The sequence below is a fragment of the bacterium (Candidatus Blackallbacteria) CG13_big_fil_rev_8_21_14_2_50_49_14 genome, assembly GCA_002783405.1.
Classification (GTDB): Bacteria; Cyanobacteriota; Sericytochromatia; order UBA7694; family UBA7694.
Window position 1 is genome coordinate 157,553 of sequence record PFGG01000075.1, and the last position, 21,407, is coordinate 178,959.

Sequence of the window (21,407 nt, forward strand, 5' to 3'; positions counted from 1 at the left end):
ACATTCTGCCGCTTTTTTTTAAGCCTGAGACTAAACTTCAATCCTTTGCAGTTCAGGTGTGAAACAGGCCTCACTGTTCACGGCTTCCAGGCCGGTTTCATTCCCAGAGGGAATCAAGCGCAGAGCACAGGCAGATTTGGTATTTAAAAAGATCCGAAAACAGACCTCAACCTCGGTGCAGGTGGGAATGCGCAATAAACTGCCTGAAAAATGTCCGGGTTGTACATCACCGATCAGAATCACGGCATCGGGTTGTTCCAAAACCTCAAGATCCAGAGAGACCTCCCGCGCATCAACAGTCTCAACCCTGATCTGGATACGTTGGTAATCCAGTAAAGCAGGCAAGGGTTTGCAGACTATCCCTGCCGTCACAAGCTCAGAAGTCAAAGTACGCTCTTCATAAAACCAACGCGCCTGTTCGTGCAAGGTGCGCAGCAAAGGGGTAGGGGATTGCTCGGCACAAATATCCGAGAGAGAAGGCGCTTCGCAACGTACCCTGACCTCAGCACGCGGAGCCACAGGATAGACCTTTAAGGGGGCCAGCTTAAACAGATCGGCCTCCCGCAAAGGGGCCATCGGTTTGGGCAAAGGCGGCAAAGAGACCTCTGGCTCAGTCCGCAGAGAAACAGGCAATTGCAAAGGCGGACGATCGGCCTCAAGCGCAGAATCAGCAGCCAAACCAGGAAAAAATGCAGTGTGCAGAAGTTGTTGAACGCGACGAAGCATGAGCCCTAAACCTTGCTATTTGGAAGATATTGTCAGCAGCCTGTCATTTTAAGCTGCCTTGTGGATCCAGCATAGCATTGGGGAAAGGTTTCAGGCTGTGAGGGATCGCCCTGAATTTAAGACGGATCGATCACAGATCAGGCCACCGCCTGAATAAACTCATGGATCCAGATCTCCAAAGCCAAGGCAGGATCCAAACGCAAGCCCTGACGCATACGGGTTTGCAATTCCAGCAGGCGGCGCACTTTCAAATCCAGTTCAGAGAGGGTATAGCCCTGCCAAAGTTCCAAATTTTTCTTGAGCCTGAAACTGTGCTGCCCCAATTCCTTAGCAATCTCTTCAAGCCCCCATTTCTGAGCCTGCAAACTCCGCGCCCGATAAAGCGAACGCAGATTGGCAGCCAGAGACGCCATCAAGGCCTCCGGGCTTTCACGCAAAAGCTGGTGCTGCAAATGATTCTGCGCCAAATCCTCACGCCGACGGGCCAGCATATCCAACAGACTGAAGACATCTGCCTCTGTTTGGGCCACCAAAACCCTGACCTGGGTTTCTTCCAAGAGTGTTTCTTCACCAAGATAGGTCAATAGTTTATCAAGGGTCTGGTGCAGAGCAAATTTATCCACCCCCAAGGCCTGGCCCAAATACTGCAAAGCGGGCCGGGTAATCCGCTTGCCAGCTTTGCGTAATTCTTCTTCGATCCAGGGATAGAGTTCTTTTTCTATATTCCAAGATTTGATCGCTGGAAAATCAAGATGTTGAATTTGTTTTAAAAGATTTTTGGCTTCTTTACGGCGCTTATCAAGACCTTCACTCATGATGACCATCAGATTTGGCGTTTCAGGCTGATGAGATTCAAAATAAGCGAGCAGAAACCCCATCAGCGTATTGAGGGCTTCAGGAGAGCGTTGAAATTCAATCAGCAAAATGCGACATTCCCCCCAAAAGGGCGGTGTCAGCCAACTTTCCAGCAGCACAGAGGGTTCTGTATCATCTCCATTAAAACGTTCGAGATTCAAATCCCGCCATTCGGGCTCCAAATGACGTTCCAAGAGTCCTTGAAAATATTTTTGGCGCTGCCAGTGATCTTCACCGGTTAAAAGATAAATTCCCGCACTGCTCATAGGGGCGGTGAAGGATGGGGGCCAGGTTTGGAGATCGGCTTGCGCCGGATCAAATGCAGATCGACCGTACGCGGCCGAATATCTTTGAACTGAATATCCGGGGGCAAGGACACCGCCAAAGGCAAAATCTGATCTGGCTTTTGATTGTTTTTCAATTCTACATACACACGCAATTGAGATAAGTCGAGATTTTTCAAGGCATCTGACTTGCCACTGACAATCACGGTGGCCTGGGCCGGTTGAATTTCAGCCTGAACCTCTTCATTGTTTTGAGACAAGCCAATCGGAACCAAAATTTCTTTGGTATGTTGTTCGAGATCCAAACGGGGAGGGGCTGTGGACTCTGTACCCAAGCCAATCGCAAGCCCCCAGATAATCGCAATCAGAATCGCGATAAAACGCAGATTAAACAGAAAGCTATCTGAGAAACGCCGCAAAAGACCCGTAAAGGGGCTGGCAGGAGAAGCTTGCAAGGGGCCGGAAGGTGTATTGGGAAGATCGCTTTCGGTTTGGGTTTTACGCAAAGGCAGCCAGCCCCAAAAGCCGGGAGCCCGCTCTTTTTGCTCGGTTCCCTGCATCTGGTAAATTTCAAGCAATTTGCGCTCCAAGGTCTCTTCACCCAGATTGCGGTGAATTTTGCCCTGTTCTACCAGCGCAATACTGCCCGTTTCTTCTGAAACCACAATACAAGCAGCATCTGAGACGTCGGTAATCCCCAAAGCGGCCCGGTGGCGCGTGCCCCAATAAATACCAGCCGGTGATTTGAGCGTTTCAATCAAAGGCAAAACCACCCCTGCCGCCATCAGGCGATTGCCCCGCAAGATCACGGCCCCATCATGCATCGGCGTGCCTTCATAAAAAATCGTTAAAAGCAGCTCTTTGGAGACTTCCCCATCAATCGGATAGCCCGACTCAAAGTATTCATTCAAACCCAATTGACGCTCAATCACGATCAAGGCCCCAATCCGGCTTTCAGACATTTCCTGCACGGTATTGATCAGAATATTGATCACGCCAAAGAGTTCGCGCCCCTTTAAACGTTCACTTTGAAAAAGCGAAAGCCCGCGACCCAACTCCGACAAAGCCCGCCTCAATTCGGGTTGAAAGACCACAGGGATCGCAACAATTACCAGGGTGGCGGCATTTTGTAAAACAGAGGTCAGGATTCTCAATTCCAAAAAGGTATTGGCAATAAAATAAATAATCACCAAAAGCAGAAAACCCCGGATCAGATGAGCAGCACGGGTCTCTTTGACAAAGGAAAAAAGCCTGTAAAAGACAAAACTGACCAATGCCACATCCAACACATCCTGCCAGCGCAATGACGTGAAAAAATGGGTTGCCAGTTCCCAGAGGCCCTGCAGGGATTCCACTGAAGCTTTCCTTTCCCGCTCAAGTAAGGTTTCAGCCCCTCTAAAAGGGCACCTTAGTCTTATTCAAATATTAACAAATCCGGAGACGAATTCATGCCTTCTCTCAGTCTAAACTGAAGCGCCCTTGAACTTCGGTGATCGATACGCGCAGCGCTTAACCAAAAGCCTGCTCGTAAAGTGCGACCGCATCGCGCACAATTTGTTGTGCTTCTTCACGGTGCACCCATTTTTCGATGACCACCTGCTTGTTTTCGAGCTTTTTATAGTCTTCAAAAAAGCGTTGAATTTCAACGGTGGTGTGAGGCCCCAACTCAGAAATATCGCGAATATGATTGACTGACATATCATGGGTCGCCACCGCGATAATTTTATCGTCGTGTTCCTGGTTGTCCTGCATTTGCATGGCCCCAATCACGGTAGCTTCTACGATACAAAGCGGTTGAATTTCAATCGAACAGAGCACAAGAATATCCAGGGGATCTTTGTCATCGCAATAGGTATGGGGAATAAATCCATAATTGGCGGGATAATGCACAGCAGAAAACAGCACCCGATCCAAACGCAGGAAACCTGTTTCTTTGTCTAATTCGTATTTGGCCTTTGAACCCTTGGGAATTTCAATGATCGCATTGACGGTTTCAGGCAGGCCCTCGCCAGGGGAAATAGCATGCCAGGGATGATTCTGAGTCATTTGATTACTCACCTTCTGTCGTATTCATGAGATCCAGCAAGCGCGGAAAAACCTGGCCCGAAGGCCCTTGCAGCAGAAGATCGGCCTGTGTGGTTAAATCTGTAGGCTCGAGATTGACTTCAATCACTTCGCCCCGATGCACCTGCAAAAGTCCAGAAACAATCCAGACCATGCCCGATGTACCGGCCACCACAATCAGCTCCGCCCGTGCAGCTGCTGCCTGGGCTTTGCGCATGCGCTCGCCATCATACACTTCTCCAAACCACAAAACATTGGGACGCGCCAAAGCACCGCAGGAACAGTATACTGGAAGTACTTGCAAAGGGAGATGATCTTCCCAGATTTTTCCTTCACGGGTACAACGCAATTCCCAAATACTGCCATGAATTTCGACGATATTGCGGCTGCCGGCCTGCCGGTGGTAGCCATCCACGTTTTGGGTGACCAGGGTGAAATCAGGAATTAAAGTCTCAAGCTCTGCCAGGGCAAAATGCCCTGGATTGGGCTGATTCTCCAAAAGCGCCTGGCGGCGTTCATGGTACCAGCGCCAGACCAATTCAGGGTCGCGGCGAAAGCCTTCAGGCGAAGCCAGTTCTTCGGCGCGAAACTTTTCCCAAAACCCGCCTGCTCCCCGAAAAGTAGAAATGCCACTTTCGGCAGAAACACCGGCTCCCGTAATCACCAACAGAGACCGAACGCCACGGAGCTTTTGGGCCAGCTCAGACCAACCCGCTGAATCAGCGAGGGTCAGAATCCGGGTCACAAATTACGCAGCAGGGCCTGCAAAAGCCGATCCAAACGGGCTGAGCTTTGCTGAGCAACCTGCACAACCTCTTCATGGGAGGTATTGGCCAGGGCAGAAGGGTCATAGGTTACATTGGTCACGCAGGAGAAACACACTACATCCATGCCCAAGGCCTGGGCCCAGATCGCTTCAGGAATCGTAGACATGCCCACAATATCTCCACCCATGCGGCTGAAGAGTTTGAGTTCGGCATGGGTCTCATAGGTGGGGCCCAAAAGACAGACATAGGTACCCTGACGCAAAGCCACATCTGCACTGTGTGCCGCTTGGCGGGCTTTTTCAAGCAATTCAGGATTATAACCATAATACATACGGCCGCCCCCCGTTTGAAGACTGAGATAAGCCCGTTCTTCCTGGGTGACAGGTTGCCAATAAATATGATCGCGGATCAAAACAAGATCGCCAGGCGTATAGTAACGGTGAATGCCGCCGGCGGCATTGGTTAAAATCTTGGTTTTAATACCCATGGCATGCATCAAAGTGGTTGGAAATACGACATTGGACCAGGGGTGTCCCTCATAGCGATGCAGACGGCCATGGAAAATTGCCACGGATTTGCCTTCAAATTTGCCCAGGGTAATTTCCCCCTTGTGGCCTTTGACAGAGGCTTTGGGAAAGCCCTGAATTTTTTCGTAGGGCACCACTTCCTGGTCTTCCAGGTTATCAAAAATTTGGATGCCAGAACCCAGAACAATGGCGACTTCCGGGCGAATGGAGGTTTGGCTGAAGAGGCTGTCGCGCGCTACTTCAGCAGGTTCAAAAAGATTTTCCAGGCGATATTGCTGTATAGTCATGAAATCCCATTATTGTTTTTTCAGTTTTCTCATTATAACGTGATTGTGAAGGTTTGGTGAGTCTGGCCCCCGCAAAGCACAGACAGGCTCCCCTGAATCGGGTATTCTAAAAACACGTCACTTCAGAAAGCATGCAGCATGCAAAACAAAGAGAAGAGATCCTCTTCACGATTTTCACCGACCGTCTGGCTGGTGGCCTGGGTCAGTTTATTCACCGATATTTCAAGTGAAATGCTCTACCCTGTCATGCCCCTTTACTTGCGCTCAATTGGGTTTTCTGTTTTTTGGATAGGTCTGCTTGAGGGGCTGGCTGAAGCCCTGGCCGGTTTGAGCAAGGGCTATTTTGGCAGACGTTCTGATCTCAGCGGCAAACGCGTCGCTTATGTGCGGGGGGGCTATCTGCTCAGTGCACTCTCCAAACCCATGCTGGCCCTGTCTGGCGCTTTGCCGTGGGTTTTCACGGCCCGCCTCAGCGATCGCCTGGGCAAAGGACTACGCACCAGCGCCCGTGATGCCCTGCTTTCAGCGGAATCCTCAGCCGAAAACAAGGGAAGGGTCTTTGGGCTGCACCGGGGCATGGATACCTTGGGAGCCGCAATCGGCCCCCTGATGGCCTTGGCCTTTCTCAGCCAATGGCCAGGGCACTACCAGCCGCTTTTCCTGCTGGCCTTTCTGCCTGCCTTGGCTGGCGTAGGGTTGACCCTGCTGCTACGCGACCCCCCTCTCAAAAACGCCGCAAAAACGGCAACGCCAACCGGCTTTTTAGCCTATCTCGGCTATTGGAAAACGGCCTCGCCAGCCTATCGGCGTTTGCTGATCGGCCTGCTTGCTTTTGCCCTGTTTAATTCTTCAGATGCTTTTCTCTTGTTGCGGGCCCGTGAGCAAGGCCTTTCCGAAACCGGTGTTTTGGGGCTGTATATTGCCTATAATCTGATCTACGCGGCAGCAGCCCTGCCCGCCGGAAGTTTGGCCGACCGCTGGGGTATGCGCCGGGTTCTGCAAGCGGGCCTGCTGATTTTTGCAGGGGTTTACGCAGGTTTCGGCTGGGGGTTCAAGGGCCCTGAATTGCTGGGGCTCTTTGCACTTTACGCACTTTATGCCGCCTGCTCGGAAAGCATTGCCAAGGCCTGGATTGCCCAATTGGTTCCACTGGAAGAAACCGGCACAGCCCTGGGGCTGTTTCTCAGCCTGGCCAGCCTTGCCACCCTGCTGGCCAGCACTCTGGCGGGACTGCTCTGGCAGTGGGGCTTTCCGGCTTTGCCCTTTCAGGTCAGTGCCTTGGGCAGTCTGGGCGTTTGGGGCTATTTTGTTCTGAATGGAAAAAATATGCCTGAAGGCATCACGCGCTCAGGCAATCCGCTCAAAAAATGAAACCAAGCAAGATGCTCTTGATACTTGCAACAAAGCTTAGGCGGGATAGCGAAAGCCCTCACTGACTTCACAAGACACAAGCGCAACAGAGCCTCTTTCGCCGAGACAAAAGCAGTTCCCAAGCACGCTGAAACCTATGCTAAAATGCCTGCAATCTCAAGCCTTGACTGGGTTGCATACAAGGTTCTATACAAGGGTAAGCAAAAATGAAAAAAATTCTCGTGGTATTTGGCACCCGCCCCGAAATTATTAAAATGTTCCCCGTGATTGAAGAACTCAAACGCAGTGAATTCAACTGCCAGGTACTGACCACCGCCCAGCACCGCGAAATGACAGATATGTTCATGCAAACCTTTGGCATCCAACCCGATATCGACCTCGACCTGATGCAGGATCGGCAAACTCTGCCCGATCTCACCGCTCGGATTATGCAGACCATCTCCCCTGTGCTGGTGGAACACAAACCCGATATGGTGCTGGTTCAGGGGGATACCACCACGGTCATGGTCACCGCCCTCGCGGCGGCCTATCAGCAGATTCCCGTCGGGCATGTCGAAGCCGGTTTGCGCACAGACCAGCTGTTTAACCCCTTTCCAGAAGAAATCAACCGCCGTCTCTGTGGACAATTGACCCGCCTGCATTTTGCCCCCACTCCCCGATCAGAGGCTTCCCTGCTGGCCGAAAATATTCCTGCAGAATGGATTTATCGTACAGGCAATACCGTCATTGATGCCATTTTGCGCATGCATGCCCGTCACCCCGATTATAATTACCCTGCCGAAATCGGACTGGATCTCAGCCAAGGGCAACGTCTGGTACTGGTCACCGCCCACCGCCGGGAAAACTGGGGCCTCCCCCTGGAGCAGATTTGCAAAGCATTGCTTTCGCTCTGTGAAAGCTTTCCCGATCTGCGTTTGGTCTTTCCTGTACACCGCAACCCCGTGGTACGCGAAACCGTCTTTCCGATGCTGGGGGAGCACCCCCAAATCCGCTTGATTGAACCCGTGGATTATATCCCACTGATGGATTTGATCCGACGCAGCAGCCTGGTTCTCACCGATTCTGGCGGAATTCAGGAAGAAGCGCCCTCATTGGGCAAACCGGTTCTGGTCATGCGTGAAACCACCGAACGCCCCGAAGGGGTGGAAATGGGAACCGCCAAACTGGTGGGCACCGATCCTGAAAAAATCATCCGTGAAGCCACGCATCTGCTTCAGGACAGCGAAGCCTATGCCCAGATGAGCCGGGCGATCAATCCCTATGGCGACGGGCGCGCCGCAGAGCGGATTGTACAGGCCCTGCGCCACTATTTTGGGTTGGGAGAACGCCCCGAAGCCTTTGATGCTGCTCATTGAAGCCCAGACCTGGTTGATCCAAACCCTGATCAACGCAGGCATTGAACCTGCCGAAGCCGAAGCCGAAAGCCGCTGGATGCTGCTTGAAACAGGCCTCAGCGCCGTACAGATGCGCTTGAACCCGGATCAGCCCCTGTCAGCCGCAAGCGAAAAACAACTCAAGCAAATGCTGGAGCGCCGCCAAAAACGGGAGCCCCTTCAACATATTCTGGGCCATCAACCCTTCTGGGATCTGAACCTGAAAGTCAGCCCCGACGTGTTGATTCCCCGCCCCGAAACCGAAGAATTGGTGGAACTGGCCTTGGCCTATTTGCCCACCCAGGGCCCAGTACAAATTGCAGATATGGGTACCGGCAGTGGCGCAATCGCCCTGGCCTTGGCGCAAACCCTTCAAAAGCGGGGGCAGCCAGCCGAAATCTGGGCAAGTGATCTTTCAGAAGGGGCTTTGGCCGTGGCCCAAGAAAATGCCCAGCGCAACCAACTTGAAAAGCGTGTGCTCTGGCTGCAAGGCGATGGGCTGACCCCTTTCTTCAAGCAGGCCCTTCAGCTCGATCTTTTGGTTTCCAACCCCCCCTATATCCCGCTCAAAGATTGGCAAGAACTGGCCCCTGAGGTCAAAGACTTTGAACCCCGTCTGGCTTTAACGCCTGGTGAAGACGCGCTCCTTTTCTACCGCCTGCTGGCAAGCGAAGGCTCCCATCTGCTCAAAGCTGAAGCCTGGCTCTGCGTGGAATTGGATCATGGCATGGCTCAGGCCACCCTGGCTCTGTTTCAAATCCCAACCTGGCAAAACGCTGCCTTAAAAAAGGATCTCAGAGGCTGTTGGCGTTTTCTGTGCGCGCAAAAATCCCCCTCAAAACATCACAGCCCCTGAAGTTCAGGGGCTGTGGAAAAACGGTGGAAAAACGGTTTAGAGCGTAAAAGCTGAGGCCGGGAAACGGGGATTGACGTCCAATTGCTCAAGTTTGGCAGAATAAACCAATTGGGTTCCCTCATACATTTCATGGACACGGGGCAACCAGGTTTTGGAATCAAGCCCCAAATGCTCTTTGCTGATGCGGTTATCAAAATGATTGTGGGTGATGATTTCAAGCACAATCACCTCAGCACCATTCTGAGTCATTTTGCCCAGAACACGGGTTTCAGCTCCTGGCTGGGTCAAACGGGTGACGGTAGAAGTCAAATCAATCTGGCCAATCAAATAGCCACGACCCGATTTTACTTTGGCATCGCCCATTGAGAGCGTAACGGGAACCAGACTGAGCAAACCACTGGCACGTACCCGTACCTGATCATTGCCATTCTGATACATCAGTTTAACCCCCTTGCGGCTGGAGTCTGAACTTTGCAGCACTTCAATCTTGACTTCGCCGGGCTTGCGGAAATAATACTGAATTTTCGCCTGCCCCGGAAGCGTGCCTTTTTCAAAGGTTGAAATCGTGGCTGACATGCCCTGCAAACCATCGATCGCCTGACGGGCCTTGCTCAGAAATTGACTGGCCTGACTCACCGCAGGCGTTGTGGTTTTCGCGGGTGTTGTGCTTTTGGGTGCCTGGGTTACAGCGGTTTTGGTCGGGGTCGTTGCCCGTGTCGCCGTCTTGGCCTGGGTGGGCTGTGCAGTATTCAGATTTTGGTTTGGATTGGAAGCATAGCTGGTCTGTTGGGCAGGGGCAGCATAGCCATTCAGGTTCTGTTGTGTGGGCTGGGCATAGCCATTCAGGCTCTGGGTGGGGGCAGCATAACCGCTCATTCCTGGTTGGGCATAAACAGAAGGCGCAATCCCAGGCTGGTAGCTGTTCTGAGCGTAAGCGTTCTGACCATAGGCGGCCTGTCCGTAAGCTTGGGCATAACCTGTCTGAGCATAGGGCATAGCACCATAAGGGGAATACGCGGTATTCATGGTACTGCCACAGGCAGTTAAGAGCAGGGGAGCCAACAGCAGAGACAGGCTTTTCAATTTCATGGACAGACCTCTTCCAACACGGTAATAGTATAAGTTATGTGAAAAAATAGGATCTACCTGACCAACAAAAGGATAAGCTCTATTTAAGATCGTGTAAAAGTTTAGTTTTTTGCAAGGAGAATGGCGCTTGGCCCCGAAGTTTCCTGAAGGTCGGATTGAACTGTGCTATACTCTACATGGATTCCGCATTTGAGACGTTTTGCGGAGTGGTTGCGCAACTGAATGATTGAAATATCCAGCAAAGAAGCACGAGAGTTGATCTGCCATACCTGCGGTTTTGCCAATATGATTGGCGAAAAATACTGCAGTGAATGTGGTGCGCCGTTGATCCATGAGCCCGTCCGCGTTGTGGAACTGGTGCGAGAGGAAGCAGAGGAAGCACCCGTACTTTCACCTGCCACAGCAGAACCCGAACCCTCAGAGCCTCCGCCCCCAGCTCCACGGAATGGACAACGTCCTGGCCCCCGCAAGGACAAACAGGTCTATTGCCGCTATTGTGGTTCAAAAAATATTATTGGCAATAAATACTGCCATGAATGTGGTGCACCCTTGGTTTCACATACCCACCCCAATCAAAGTGTTCAGGCCACGCAATCAGCAGTACGGGCCCGAAAATCCTATAAGCCCGAAGATGATGAAGATGCAGGCCCTGCGCTGCTGCCTGAAAATGCCGTTCTTCAAGGCCGTTACCAAATCACCAAACTGATTGGCCAAGGGGGCATGGGCGCCATTTATCTTGCCGATGATTTACGCTTTTCACGGCGTGTGGCTGTGGTCAAAGAAATGCTGGATCATTTTGCCGACCCTGAACAACGCCGAATTGCCACCAGCAATTTTGACCGTGAAGCCGAAATGCTTGCCAATTTAAAGCATCCGGGCATTCCTGAGGTCTATGACCGCTTTACCGAAGGCAACCGCCACTACCTGGTCATGGAGTATATTGATGGCTCCGATCTCGAACAACGCTTGATTTCTCAAGACAACGCTCCCTTTGAAGAACAAGACGTACTCGATTGGGCCGTGCAAATCTGTGAAATCCTGGCCTATATGCATGAACAAGACCCACCGATTGTTTACCGTGATATGAAACCCGCCAATCTGATTTTGAATAAAAAAGGCAGGATTTATGTCGTGGATTTTGGCATTGCCCGCCACTTCAACCCCACCAAAAAAGGTACCATGATTGGCACCCAGGGCTATGCGCCGCCCGAACAATACCGGGGTCAGGTAGAGCCGCGCTCAGATATTTATGCCCTGGCAGCCACCCTGCACCATCTGCTGACCGGACGTGATCCCCAGGGGGAAGCGCCCTTCAGTTTCCCCGCTTTGCGGGAAGAAAATCCTAAAATTTCACCGCAGACCGACAAGCTCGTTGCACGTTGTTTGAGCATGGAGCCTGAAGCCCGCTTTAAAAATGCACGTGAAATGATGGAGGCCTTGCAAAAAATCAGTGGTCGTCGCAACAATATCGCTCCGACCACGATTCCAGGAACCGTTCCGATTCAATCCCGGGGCATTTCCACAGCCTTGATGAAGTTGGGCTTTTCACACAAGCTTTTTTCATCTGAATGGCTTTTACGTCTGAATATTATTCTGCTCAGCATCATCGTCATCCTCTTGGTGATGCTTTTAGCTAAAAACTGAACCGGAAAGGGAACCGCAGCGCGTGTCTGTACCAGAAAAACCCGAAATTCAACGCCCCGCCTCCAGTCCCTCGGAGCCCTCTCTGGAAGCGGGTTACCGCTTACGTAACCGTTACCGTATTGACGCCTTTTTGGAAGTCAAAAGCGGTGCCAGTCTCTATCGGGCCACCGATGAGGTCACCAATCTGACCGTAATTGTCAAAGAAAAAAATCATGCCGGCAGCGGTTTGATTTCACAGGGAGCCCTTAAAAATCCCTGGTATGACGAATTTACGATTTTGCGTTCCATCAGCTACCCCACGGTGGTCAAAGCCGTGGATATGTTTGAAGAAAATCAACGGTATTACCTGATCATCGAACAACTCGAAGGCCGGGATTTGGGCTTTTTCCTGACCAAGGAAAAAGTCACCGTTCATCAGTCCTGCGACTGGATGATTCAGCTCTGCCAATCGATCAGCCAATTACACCGCCGCAAAATTGTCCACCTCGATCTCAACCCCCGCTGCGTGGTCGTCACACAAGACCTGCAACGGGTACGCCTGACCGGCTTCAGCCGTGCCCTGCAATTGCCGATTATGTTTCCACTGCAGGGCAATACCCCCGGTTATTCAGCCCCTGAATTAGAACAGCAGGGCAAACGCATGATCGATGAACGGGCGGATATCTATTCGCTGGGCGTGATCTGGCATGAATTGGTCACGGGCTGCAGCCCGCTCCGCCACCGCCGTGATGAAGATGGGCTGGTGATCTTCCCTGAGGTCACCTATTATGTGCCGGATATCAACCCCCAGATCAACAGTATTATCATGAAAATGATTGATACCGAGCCCAAATACCGTTATCAGAATATTGATGAGGTCAAACGGGCCATTCTCAGCCTGTTTCACAATACGCCCTTCTATGCCAGTTTTATCACCGATGTGGGCATGGTCAGAGAAGCCAACGAAGACAGCTATTTTGTTCAGGACTGGCACTATGTCAGCCAAACCCAACGGCAAAGCTATGGCATTTTTATCGTAGCCGATGGCATGGGCGGCGCCCAGGCGGGTGAATATGCAAGCGCCTTGGCCACCCGTGATGTTTCACAGGTTATCAACAGCCGTTTTGAACAGCTCAAAGATCACCCCAACCGGGAACTCAATATTCCTGAAATTCTGGAAGAGGCTGTCAAAAAAGCCAATCGCAGCATTTATGATGCCGCCAAACGCAACCCCCAATACCAAGGCATGGGCACGACCGTCACCGCTGCAGTGGTCTACCAGGGCATGCTCTATATCGGGCATGTGGGGGATAGTCGGGCCTATTTGATTGCCCGCCAGGAAATCGAAAAAGTCACCCGCGATCATTCGCTGGTGGGACGTTTGCTGGAAATTGGCCAAATCACAGAAGAAGAAGCTGCCATTCATCCCCAACGCAATTTGATCTACCGCTCATTGGGGGCCTATCCCAACGTAGAAGTCGATCTCTATGAGCGACCTTTTGTACCAGGCAATTGTCTTTTGCTCTGCTCTGACGGCTTGGTCGAACATGTTAAAGATCCCGAAATTCATCAGGTGGTCACCCAGGCCAAGGACCAATGGCGTTCGTGCAACCAATTGGTGAATATGGCCAATATTCGGGGAGGCGACGACAATACCACAATTATTATTGTGTATATGGACGACTTGCGTTAATTTACAGCCCCTGATCCGTACTTAAGATTCTGAGGAGAATAGATCCGATGTATTATGAAACCCTGCAAATATTTGCCAAAATGCTCTTAAACCTCTCTGCCTGGTTAGACAAACTCGAAGCCTATGCAGAAGAACGCAAATTTGACCCTGCCAACCTGCTCACCGCCCGCCTGGCACCCGATCAGTTTCCCTTGATCCGTCAGATTCAATCCAGCTGTGACAGTGCAAAATTTGCAGCTTCACGCCTAACAGGCCGTGAAGCCCCCAGTCACCCCGATACCGAAACCAACCTTGCTGAACTCAAAAGCCGAATTCAGGCCACCGTTGACTATTTGCGCAGTTTTGACGAAACTGACTTCAAAGATTCAGCCGAGAAACAGGTCGTCCTGCCCTTTTTTCCGGATAAATTTCTGACAGGCCAAGCCTATCTCCAGGAATTTGCCCTGCCCAATTTTTATTTTCACCTCAATACCAGCTATGCCATCCTGCGTCACAATGGCGTCTGCATCGGCAAGCAGGATTATATCGGCAGCCTGCCCTTTCAAGAACTGCCGGCCTGAAGCCTTTTTGTTCAAGCGGAGGCTATCCGCTATAATAGGCAAACTGGATTTTAACAAGCAAAATAAAAGCGAAGGAACCATTCAATGTACAAAACTTTTTTAGCGGCCAGCCTGTTTTTTTTAGCAGCCTGCAGCCCTGCAGCCAACCAGACAGGAAACCCCATTACAGATGCCGCGATTGATGCCATCGTAGTTGAAGCCAATAAATCCTGTGTAGAAGAAACCACAAAAACCTCAGGCGCCGAAATGGCAACCAAAATTTGTGGCTGTGTTTCAACAGAAGTTGGCAAAGAGCTGAAAAAAGATCCTTCAGCGGCAACGGATAAAACCAAGCTCAACAACCTGATGCCAGGCGTCACCGCCACGTGTATCAAGCAGATTCAAGGCTCCAACAGCTAAAACCTGCCCCCTCCTGAAATAAGCCTCAGTTTTTCTGGGGCTTATTTTTTTGCACCCTTATTCATATTTCAACGCTTCAGCAGGTGCCAGATGGCTGATCTTCCAGGCTGGCCACAGCCCCGCCAACAGAGAGGCACTTAGGGCAATGCCCAAGGCTTGAACATAATAACGGGCCTCAGGCACAAAATTGAGCAACCAGCCAAAGGAACGCAAATTAATCACATAAATCAAAGCCCAGGAAAGCCCTGTCCCCAGCGGCAAAGCCAAAAGCCCTGCCGCCAAGCCCATCAAACCACTTTCAAGTAAAATCAGACCACTCAATTGCCAACGGCTTAAACCCAAAGCCCGCAAAAGCCCAAATTCACGGGTACGTTCCAGTTGCAGAGACAACAGGGTACTGAAAATCCCCATAAACGCCACAACCACTGCCAAGAGTCGCAAAGCTCCCGTAATCGCAAAGGTGCGGTCAAAAATTTCCAAAGCCCCCTCTCGCAAGGTTCGATTGGATTGAATTCGCAAACCAGGGTATGCCACCAGTTGCTTTTCCAATTCTTCTCTGAGTGGCTCCAATTGCGCTGGTTCACGCGCAAAAACAGCCAAGGAATCCAGCTGGGAATCCTGCCAAAATTGGCGGTAAAGGGTATCGGCCATCAACAGTGTATCGCGTCCGGCACTGAAATCATGAAAAATACCCAAAACGGGAAAGCTGCGCAGCCCCTGTTCAGTATGTAAACGCAGGGTTTGCCCCGGTTCCGAACGCAATTGATGGTGGTAGGCAAAGGGTTGAGAGACCAAAACCCCCCCGGCCTCCATTCTCTGCCAAAGTGTCGTCTGCGGCCCCTCCAACCAGACATAGGGGCGATCCCTGGCAATATCGTGGCTGAGAGACACAATCTGAATCGCGCCATAGCTTGCTTCATTCAGGTTGTGGTGGCGGGCCGACTCCACCCCCACCACGCCCGGAAAGCGTCTAAGTTCCGCCAATAAAGCTCTGGGCAATCCAGAACTTCCTGGCCCGGAGCTGATAAAAATATCTGCTGAAAGCGTACGTCCCAACCAATCCACCAAGGTCGAGCGAAAACTGCCAATCATCATATTCACACTGACCACCACTGCCACGGCAACCATCAGAGCAGCCACAGAAACAGCGGTGCGGCTTAAGGCCCGCAATAAATTGCGCGCCGCCATGCGGGCCATCAGACTGAAAGGCCCCAAGACCAGAGAAAAGCCCAGCATCAGCGGACGCATCAGCCCAGGCACCCAAAGCGCGCTGCCCACCACCACTGCAAAAAAACCACTGAAACTCAAAAAGAGTCCTTGACCAGGCCAGCCCATCAAGACCAGGCCAGCAACCAAACACACACAACCGGCCCCAAACAGAAGAGGAATCACACTTTCTACCCGTTCTTCTAAAGCAGAGCGTTTCATCACCCCCACAGGATGGGTTTGCGACGCCTCCCAGGCAGGCAAAAGACTGGCAGCAGAGGCGGCAAAAATACCGGCAAAGAGACCTTTGAACAAACTCCAGACAGAAAGACTGAAGGCCGAAACTTCAAGCGTGAAATAGAGATCCTGAATCGTACGCAAGACCAAAGCCAAAGCAACCTGTCCCAGAAAAATACCCAAGCCCAGCCCCAAAAACAGCCCAATCAAGGTCAAAAAAAGCGTTTCAGACAGAACCAAGCCCAGCACTTCACTGCGTGTGACTCCCAAACAACGCAGCGTAGCCAGCAAAGGCCGACGCTGCAGAACAGAAAAACTAATCGTGTTGTAGATCAAAAACATGCCCACCAAAAGCGCCAAAAGACTCAAGGCGCTCAAATTCAAACGAAAAGCACGGGTCATGGCCTGCATACTCATCTGACGGCTGCCCGCTTGCTCCAACCGCAAAGTAGGCGGCAGGCTTTTTTGCAGCATAGCAATCTCTTCGGGTTTTAAAATCAAATCGATTTCACTGAGAAACCCCTGCAGACCTAAAATCTGCTGGGCCAAACCTGGATCGCAAAGCACCACCTGGCGCAGACCTTCCTGTTCCCATTGATTCTGAGGATTCAAAATACCCGCGATTGTCAGTTTCCATTCTTTTTCAGCCACTTTCAAGCGCAAAGGACCCGTCGCAAGTGTCTGGGCCCATTGTTTCGAAATCAAAACAGCCGCTTCCCCTGTCAAGAGGGGGCCCCAAACAGAAAAATCCGTGCCCGAGGGTCTGTTCAACCAGGTTCGAAAAGGCGCTTCAGCAAAGGGATCGACCCCCAAAATCCGAATATTTTTAAACGGTTTTTCAGCCAGACGGGCTTCGCCGCTGACGATGGGGGCCGCCACCAGCAAAGGAAACTCTCGCCTCAATTTGAAATAAAAAGCCTCAGGGATGCCTGCTTTTCCCCCCAGCAGGCGATGCGTTGCCTTGCCGCTGAGCGTTCTCGCTGAAATAGCAAAGGCCCGCTCAGCTCCTGTATTGGCAAGATCAATCGCAATCACCACGGCCACGCCCAAAGCCACGCCCAGAATCAACAGACAGGTCTGAAGCCAGTGGCGACGAAAATAAGCAAAGCTGATACGAAAAAATAAAGACTGCATATTCTATTCACGGTAAGCCGATAGTGGGGTTCAAGGCAAGCAATTTAATCCAAGCTCAGCATGTGCTACGATAATTTCAAATCGTAAAAAGCAGGACAGCATGAAAATCATTGTCCAGCGAGGGGCAACGCTTCCATTCAGTGACTTGCCAGCGCATTCTGTGGCATTGGATGGTTATGTGCAGGGGCCGGCCATTGATGTCATCAACCACCGCTACAGTTTTGATCATCACGCTGGCTGTCTGCGTCTGGTGACCAAAGCCACCTGCGCGCAGGTACTGGATGCATTGATCTTGGGGTTGGATCCCCGTGAAATGACCATTTATCTGAATGATATCGATGCCGACACGGTACTGGCTGTCTGGCTGCTTGAACACCCGGAAGAAGTCACCGATCCCCGCGTGCGCAATTTGGTCGAAGATGTCGGCAATATCGATGCCCACGGCCCTTCCTATTTTCCCTTTGTCAGAGATCAGGAACTGTGTCAGCGTTTTTTTAAAGGCGCAATGGAGCCTGAAGCCATCGCACGTCGCGAAGGAGCTTACGCCACCACGGATCTCTACCTGCTTTTGCAGGAGTGCCTGGAACGCATTGATAAACTGATCTTTCGCAATAAGCGTTTTCCCCTGCCACGCGATCGCAAAGCCCCTACTTATGAGATCACCCACCAGGGACACGGCTGGATCATGACCCGCAGCAATGAACGTGTTTTTGGCACCCTTTACCGCGATGGCTATACACGGGTTGTGGCCTATCATCCCATGGAGGTGCATTTGCCCTCAGGCGAGATTGAATATTCCTGGGCCTATACCATCGCCAAACAATCTGACCTGGTCAGTGGTTTTCCGATCTCCAAAATCCTCACCCGCCTGGCTGAAATTGAACCGGGCTGGGGGGGAGGAAGCAGCATTGGCGGAGCCCCCCGCTTGGCCAATGGTTCACGCAGCTTCCTGCACCCTGATCGGGTTTTTGAATTGATTGAAACCCTTTTAGAGGAACCTGAAACATGAGTTTTATTCTGCTGCTGCTTTACCTGCTCGAGGTCGGGGTCGAAGGCTATATGTTCCGAATTGTGCTGGAGGGCTGCAAAGATCGCCCGGTCAAAGAGGTTTTCGTGGATATCTTCGCCGTGAATATGGTCACCCTGGTCCTGGTCGTATTGGTGCTTGGCAGGGTCTTGGTCGGCCTTGATTTTAATATGGCGATGGTGTCTTCCTTTCGCACCGCCATGATCGTTCTGCCCCAAACCCTTGTCAAGGTTTCATTGTTTACGATCCTGGCCGACGCCATTGTCCTGCCCCTCTATCTGCATATCCGTTATCCTGGGCGTTACGATCCAGTCGATACCGCCTTTAAAGCCGGGATCATGAATATGCCAGCCATGCTGATCGCTGCTGTACTTTGGATTTTCACCGAATTAATCAACGAATTCCTGCTCTGGATTCGCCTTTAACAGATCTAGCTGTTGCGGCGCAAAATCTCAATCGGTTCAGCCCGCACCGCTCTGCGGGCCGGAAAAAAGCTGGCAAGAATACAGATTACGAGGGTCGCCAGGGCCACCAGAATAAAATCCTGGGGCTGCATTTGCACCGGCAGATAATCCAAATCATAGACATCTCCGGGAATGCGTACCGGAAAAAAAGTAAGGTAGAGCGAAGCGCCAACCCCCAAGAGAGAGCCACTCAAGACCCCCACCACCCCAATCACAAAACCCTGGGCCAGAAAAATCAAACCGATCTGATGTCGGCTGGCGCCCAAGGCACGCAAAATACCAATATCCATGGTTTTCTCCATGACAATCATCACCAGGGTATTGGCAATCCCAATCATGGCGACCACAATAATAAACAGAATCACGAGAAAAATCACTTTTTTCTCAAGCGCCATGGCACTGAGCAGACTCTTGTTGCTGTCCATCCAGGTGCGCAGATAAAGGGTCGGAAAAGCCTCTTGAATTTGAGAGGAGATCGCGTGCACCCCAAAGACATCCTTGACCTTGACCGCAATTTCACTGGCCACATCTTCGGTCTGATAGAGCACCTGTATTTGTTCAAGCGGCATCAGCACAATCCGCACATCCAGCTCATACAACCCCGAATGAAAGACGCCGGTCACCGTAAAAACAGAGGTTCCCTGGGCGGTGATCAGCTCAACCGTATCCCCGATAAACAGCTGAAGTTTTTTCGCCAGCTCCGACCCCACCACCAGACTGGCCTTACCAGGAACCTGCCATTTGCCTTTGGTTAAATAGGTTTTCAGGCTTTTTGCAGCATCTTGAGCGCTCACCCCATAGACCAAGGTGCCTGTGGTATGCAGCGGGTTGCGAATCAAGGCCTGCTGTTTTTGTAAGGGATAGGCGCTGATCACCCCTGGATAACGCAAAATTTGACTTTGCAGGGTTTTGTATTTTGAAAGATAATCCTCAAGGCCCGGTTTCACGCTGATATGCGGGGTCGTACCTAAAATTTTCTCCACCATATCCGATTCAAAGCCGTTGGTCAGCGAAAGCGCGGTGGTCAGAATCATCACCCCCACAGCCACACTCAGAACCGAGACCAAAGTCTGCTTCCAACGGGTGCGCAAATGTTTCAGGGCGATAAAAAGCGTCGGGTGAATGGGAAAACTCCTTCAGTGGCTGTATTCCAAGGGTATCAGCAAACTGTTCTGACTGACCAGTTTGAGGGCATGGGTTTGCTCCAATTCTGGCAAAACTTTCTGAATTTCAGCGGAAGTCAAACGAATCAGCAAATGCGCACTGAGTTCCGCAGCCAAGGCATTGGGGCGGGTAATACTGAGTGCCAGCCCCTGTTCAGTTGGCTGGCCGGTACGGGCATCCAACAGATCATGGTAGTTTAAGCCCCCATAGGTAAAGGTATTGCTCAAAACACTGATCCGCGCCAAGGCCTGATCCTTGACATAGAGATACGAGAAAACGCGTCCCGGCATTTGCGGGTGGGGCATGGCCACCTTCCAGGCCTGAGCCCCGGGTGGAACCCCCTGATAATAGCCCACCTCGCGTGTACTGAGAGCCGCCACCAAACCCGATTTTTTCAAAAGCGGAACAGCCCGATCAATCAAAAACCCCTGCAAACCGGGTCTGAGATTGAGGCGAAGATTTTTTTTTGAAATCTGCAAACGAAAAGGGGACTCCATCAACTTCAGCGCAGAGGCATCCAAAAGCGGTTTTATTTTTTCCCAATCAGCCGTTCCCGGCAAATGATAATTAAAAGACCCTGGCACAAATCCCCAAAGCGCATAAAGAGGTTGAGAAGTAGGGTCTAAGGCTCCCTGGCTCAAACGGTGGTAGTTCAAAAGCGCTTTTAAAAAATTGAAGAGGGGCTCAGAAACCACCACAGGCTCAAGTTGGGCTGCTTTTTCAAGTTTTTCAAGGGCAGGCTCAGCAAGAAGCGGCACCTGAAGTTTGAGTTCCTGCCAGATATCTGTCGCCAGTTTCTGAGCCGCACCCGCTTGGGCACTGTAAACCTCAAGCTGAAAAGCAGCGTCTAGAACCTGTTCGTGAAAGACAAAGCGTTTGACTGGATCGCCGCTGGGCACAGGGGCTTGCGCCCAGACAGGCAAGAAAAAGATCAGACCCAAACCCCAGAAAAAAAGCAGGGCTTTGTTCACACTCAAATTTCCGCGAAGGGATCAGCCATGCGCGCAACAAAGCGGCGGGCAATCAACTGGGGGCGCGTAATCGCCGAACCAACAACCACGGCATAAGCCCCCAATTCCTGCGCCACCATCGCCTGTTCCGGCGTCCAGATTCTGCCCTCCATGATCACGGGCAGTGAAACAGCTTGTTTCAAAGCCTGTAAAAGTTGAAAATCAGGCTCCTTCTGTTGGCGGCTATACGGGGTATAACCTGACAAAGTGGTGCTGATACAGTCGAAACCCAAACGTTCAGCTTCTTTGCCCTCTTCCAGCGTGGAAATATCTGCCATCAGGCACACGTCTTTCACTTTCAAGGCTGTGACGATCTGTGCCAGAGATTCTCCACCCGGTCGGGGACGCGAGGTGGCATCCAGGGCCAGAATATCCGCTCCGGCAGCCAGAATTTCTTCAGCATCTGCCAAAGTGGGGGTAATATAGACTTCACTCTTGGGATAGGTTCGCTTCCAAAGCCCAATCACGGGAGCCTCGACCTGCATGCGCACATGCCGGATCGTCTCGGGCCCATTCAGGCGCAGACCCTTGGCCCCACCAAGAAGAGCAGCCTGGGCCATGCCCGTAACAAAACGGTGATTATAAAAAGCCTCATCAGCCTCTGGCTGACAAGAAACGATCAGAGCGTGGTGTAAAGTTTCAAGATTAAACAAATATTAACCTCAATTAATACATATCTTTAATTTGATCC

The 21,407-nt window shown here is 51.5% G+C and carries 21 protein-coding genes; 10 read left to right on the plus strand and 11 right to left on the minus strand.

The window, feature by feature from the left end:
* Nucleotides 1-30: 30 nt before the first annotated feature.
* From COW20_22075 to COW20_22100, 6 genes are all read right to left on the minus strand, one after another.
* Nucleotides 31-726 (minus strand): hypothetical protein, encoded by a 696-nt coding sequence (locus tag COW20_22075; protein ID PIW45046.1) that lies wholly within the window; start codon nt 724-726, stop codon nt 31-33.
* A gap of 137 nt (nt 727-863) precedes the next feature.
* Nucleotides 864-1,847, minus strand: a complete 984-nt coding sequence (holA, locus tag COW20_22080) for a DNA polymerase III subunit delta (GenBank protein PIW45047.1) — start codon at nt 1,845-1,847, stop codon at nt 864-866.
* The gene (locus tag COW20_22085) at nt 1,844-3,283 is read right to left on the minus strand and encodes a TIGR00159 family protein (GenBank protein ID PIW45048.1); all 1,440 of its coding nucleotides are present in this window, start codon (nt 3,281-3,283) and stop codon (nt 1,844-1,846) included. The genes holA and COW20_22085 overlap by 4 nt, the downstream gene beginning before the upstream one ends.
* Before the next feature lie 91 nt (nt 3,284-3,374).
* The gene (locus tag COW20_22090; GenBank protein ID PIW45049.1) at nt 3,375-3,911 is read right to left on the minus strand and encodes an inorganic pyrophosphatase; all 537 of its coding nucleotides are present in this window, start codon (nt 3,909-3,911) and stop codon (nt 3,375-3,377) included.
* Nucleotides 3,912-3,915: 4 nt separating this feature from the next.
* Nucleotides 3,916-4,629 carry an NAD-dependent protein deacylase gene (locus COW20_22095; protein PIW45134.1) on the minus strand — a complete coding sequence of 238 codons (714 nt, stop codon included), beginning with the start codon at nt 4,627-4,629 and terminating at the stop codon, nt 3,916-3,918.
* A gap of 41 nt (nt 4,630-4,670) precedes the next feature.
* On the minus strand, nt 4,671-5,510 hold the full coding sequence (locus tag COW20_22100; GenBank protein ID PIW45050.1) for a purine-nucleoside phosphorylase: 840 nt from the start codon (nt 5,508-5,510) through the stop codon (nt 4,671-4,673).
* 138 nt (nt 5,511-5,648) lie between these two features.
* Between COW20_22100 and COW20_22105 the strand changes: the two genes are divergently transcribed.
* The 4 genes from COW20_22105 to prmC are packed head-to-tail and all read left to right on the plus strand — an operon-like array spanning nt 5,649 to nt 9,110.
* Complete coding sequence (locus tag COW20_22105; GenBank protein ID PIW45051.1) at nt 5,649-6,881, plus strand: MFS transporter; 1,233 nt, start codon at nt 5,649-5,651, stop codon at nt 6,879-6,881.
* Nucleotides 6,882-6,905: 24 nt separating this feature from the next.
* On the plus strand, nt 6,906-7,091 hold the full coding sequence (locus COW20_22110; GenBank protein ID PIW45052.1) for a hypothetical protein: 186 nt from the start codon (nt 6,906-6,908) through the stop codon (nt 7,089-7,091).
* Nucleotides 7,088-8,236 (plus strand): UDP-N-acetylglucosamine 2-epimerase (non-hydrolyzing), encoded by a 1,149-nt coding sequence (locus tag COW20_22115; GenBank protein ID PIW45053.1) that lies wholly within the window; start codon nt 7,088-7,090, stop codon nt 8,234-8,236. Before COW20_22110 ends, COW20_22115 begins: the two co-directional genes overlap by 4 nt.
* The gene (gene prmC, locus COW20_22120) at nt 8,142-9,110 is read left to right on the plus strand and encodes a peptide chain release factor N(5)-glutamine methyltransferase (GenBank protein ID PIW45054.1); all 969 of its coding nucleotides are present in this window, start codon (nt 8,142-8,144) and stop codon (nt 9,108-9,110) included. The genes COW20_22115 and prmC overlap by 95 nt, the downstream gene beginning before the upstream one ends.
* A gap of 36 nt (nt 9,111-9,146) precedes the next feature.
* Here prmC and COW20_22125 read toward each other — a convergent pair whose 3' ends face one another.
* Complete coding sequence (locus tag COW20_22125) at nt 9,147-10,199, minus strand: hypothetical protein (GenBank protein PIW45055.1); 1,053 nt, start codon at nt 10,197-10,199, stop codon at nt 9,147-9,149.
* Between the two features lie 222 nt (nt 10,200-10,421).
* On the opposite strand from COW20_22125, the gene COW20_22130 reads away from it, so the two are divergent.
* The 4 genes from COW20_22130 (at nt 10,422) to COW20_22145 (ending at nt 14,474) form a co-directional block, all read left to right on the plus strand.
* Nucleotides 10,422-11,843, plus strand: a complete 1,422-nt coding sequence (locus COW20_22130; protein PIW45056.1) for a hypothetical protein — start codon at nt 10,422-10,424, stop codon at nt 11,841-11,843.
* Between the two features lie 22 nt (nt 11,844-11,865).
* A complete protein-coding gene (locus COW20_22135; protein PIW45057.1) occupies nt 11,866-13,515 on the plus strand; it encodes a hypothetical protein in 1,650 nt (549 codons plus the stop codon).
* Nucleotides 13,516-13,562: 47 nt separating this feature from the next.
* On the plus strand, nt 13,563-14,075 hold the full coding sequence (locus COW20_22140) for a DUF1993 domain-containing protein (GenBank protein PIW45058.1): 513 nt from the start codon (nt 13,563-13,565) through the stop codon (nt 14,073-14,075).
* A gap of 84 nt (nt 14,076-14,159) precedes the next feature.
* Nucleotides 14,160-14,474, plus strand: a complete 315-nt coding sequence (locus tag COW20_22145; GenBank protein ID PIW45059.1) for a hypothetical protein — start codon at nt 14,160-14,162, stop codon at nt 14,472-14,474.
* A 57-nt stretch (nt 14,475-14,531) separates the two neighbouring features.
* Here the strand turns inward: COW20_22145 and COW20_22150 are convergent, their stop codons facing one another.
* Nucleotides 14,532-17,051 carry a hypothetical protein gene (locus COW20_22150; GenBank protein PIW45060.1) on the minus strand — a complete coding sequence of 840 codons (2,520 nt, stop codon included), beginning with the start codon at nt 17,049-17,051 and terminating at the stop codon, nt 14,532-14,534.
* Nucleotides 17,052-17,151: 100 nt separating this feature from the next.
* Here COW20_22150 and COW20_22155 point away from each other — a divergent pair, with 100 nt between their 5' ends.
* Nucleotides 17,152-18,060, plus strand: coding sequence for a hypothetical protein (locus COW20_22155; GenBank protein ID PIW45061.1), 909 nt, complete (start codon nt 17,152-17,154; stop codon nt 18,058-18,060).
* Nucleotides 18,057-18,503 (plus strand): hypothetical protein, encoded by a 447-nt coding sequence (locus tag COW20_22160; protein PIW45062.1) that lies wholly within the window; start codon nt 18,057-18,059, stop codon nt 18,501-18,503. Before COW20_22155 ends, COW20_22160 begins: the two co-directional genes overlap by 4 nt.
* Before the next feature lie 5 nt (nt 18,504-18,508).
* Here COW20_22160 and COW20_22165 read toward each other — a convergent pair whose 3' ends face one another.
* Genes COW20_22165 through COW20_22175 form a run of 3 tightly spaced genes read right to left on the minus strand, consistent with a single transcriptional unit; the run spans nt 18,509 to nt 21,369 of the window.
* The gene (locus COW20_22165) at nt 18,509-19,633 is read right to left on the minus strand and encodes a hypothetical protein (GenBank protein PIW45063.1); all 1,125 of its coding nucleotides are present in this window, start codon (nt 19,631-19,633) and stop codon (nt 18,509-18,511) included.
* Nucleotides 19,634-19,678: 45 nt separating this feature from the next.
* On the minus strand, nt 19,679-20,683 hold the full coding sequence (locus tag COW20_22170; GenBank protein ID PIW45064.1) for a hypothetical protein: 1,005 nt from the start codon (nt 20,681-20,683) through the stop codon (nt 19,679-19,681).
* The gene (locus COW20_22175) at nt 20,680-21,369 is read right to left on the minus strand and encodes an N-acetylmannosamine-6-phosphate 2-epimerase (GenBank protein PIW45065.1); all 690 of its coding nucleotides are present in this window, start codon (nt 21,367-21,369) and stop codon (nt 20,680-20,682) included. Before COW20_22175 ends, COW20_22170 begins: the two co-directional genes overlap by 4 nt.
* Between the last annotated feature and the right edge of the window lie 38 nt (nt 21,370-21,407).

What these genes read in the sequence shown, in the direction of transcription:
- COW20_22075 (PIW45046.1), bottom strand. Translation starts at nt 726, where the DNA reads ATGCTTCGTCGCGTTCAACAACTTCTGCACACTGCATTTTTTCCTGGT.
- holA (PIW45047.1), bottom strand. Translation starts at nt 1,847, where the DNA reads ATGAGCAGTGCGGGAATTTATCTTTTAACCGGTGAAGATCACTGGCAG.
- COW20_22090 (PIW45049.1), bottom strand. Translation starts at nt 3,911, where the DNA reads ATGACTCAGAATCATCCCTGGCATGCTATTTCCCCTGGCGAGGGCCTG.
- COW20_22100 (PIW45050.1), bottom strand. Translation starts at nt 5,510, where the DNA reads ATGACTATACAGCAATATCGCCTGGAAAATCTTTTTGAACCTGCTGAA.
- COW20_22105 (PIW45051.1), top strand. Translation starts at nt 5,649, where the DNA reads ATGCAAAACAAAGAGAAGAGATCCTCTTCACGATTTTCACCGACCGTC.
- COW20_22115 (PIW45053.1), top strand. Translation starts at nt 7,088, where the DNA reads ATGAAAAAAATTCTCGTGGTATTTGGCACCCGCCCCGAAATTATTAAA.
- prmC (PIW45054.1), top strand. Translation starts at nt 8,142, where the DNA reads ATGGCGACGGGCGCGCCGCAGAGCGGATTGTACAGGCCCTGCGCCACT.
- COW20_22125 (PIW45055.1), bottom strand. Translation starts at nt 10,199, where the DNA reads ATGAAATTGAAAAGCCTGTCTCTGCTGTTGGCTCCCCTGCTCTTAACT.
- COW20_22130 (PIW45056.1), top strand. Translation starts at nt 10,422, where the DNA reads ATGATTGAAATATCCAGCAAAGAAGCACGAGAGTTGATCTGCCATACC.
- COW20_22140 (PIW45058.1), top strand. Translation starts at nt 13,563, where the DNA reads ATGTATTATGAAACCCTGCAAATATTTGCCAAAATGCTCTTAAACCTC.
- COW20_22145 (PIW45059.1), top strand. Translation starts at nt 14,160, where the DNA reads ATGTACAAAACTTTTTTAGCGGCCAGCCTGTTTTTTTTAGCAGCCTGC.
- COW20_22150 (PIW45060.1), bottom strand. Translation starts at nt 17,051, where the DNA reads ATGCAGTCTTTATTTTTTCGTATCAGCTTTGCTTATTTTCGTCGCCAC.
- COW20_22155 (PIW45061.1), top strand. Translation starts at nt 17,152, where the DNA reads ATGAAAATCATTGTCCAGCGAGGGGCAACGCTTCCATTCAGTGACTTG.
- COW20_22160 (PIW45062.1), top strand. Translation starts at nt 18,057, where the DNA reads ATGAGTTTTATTCTGCTGCTGCTTTACCTGCTCGAGGTCGGGGTCGAA.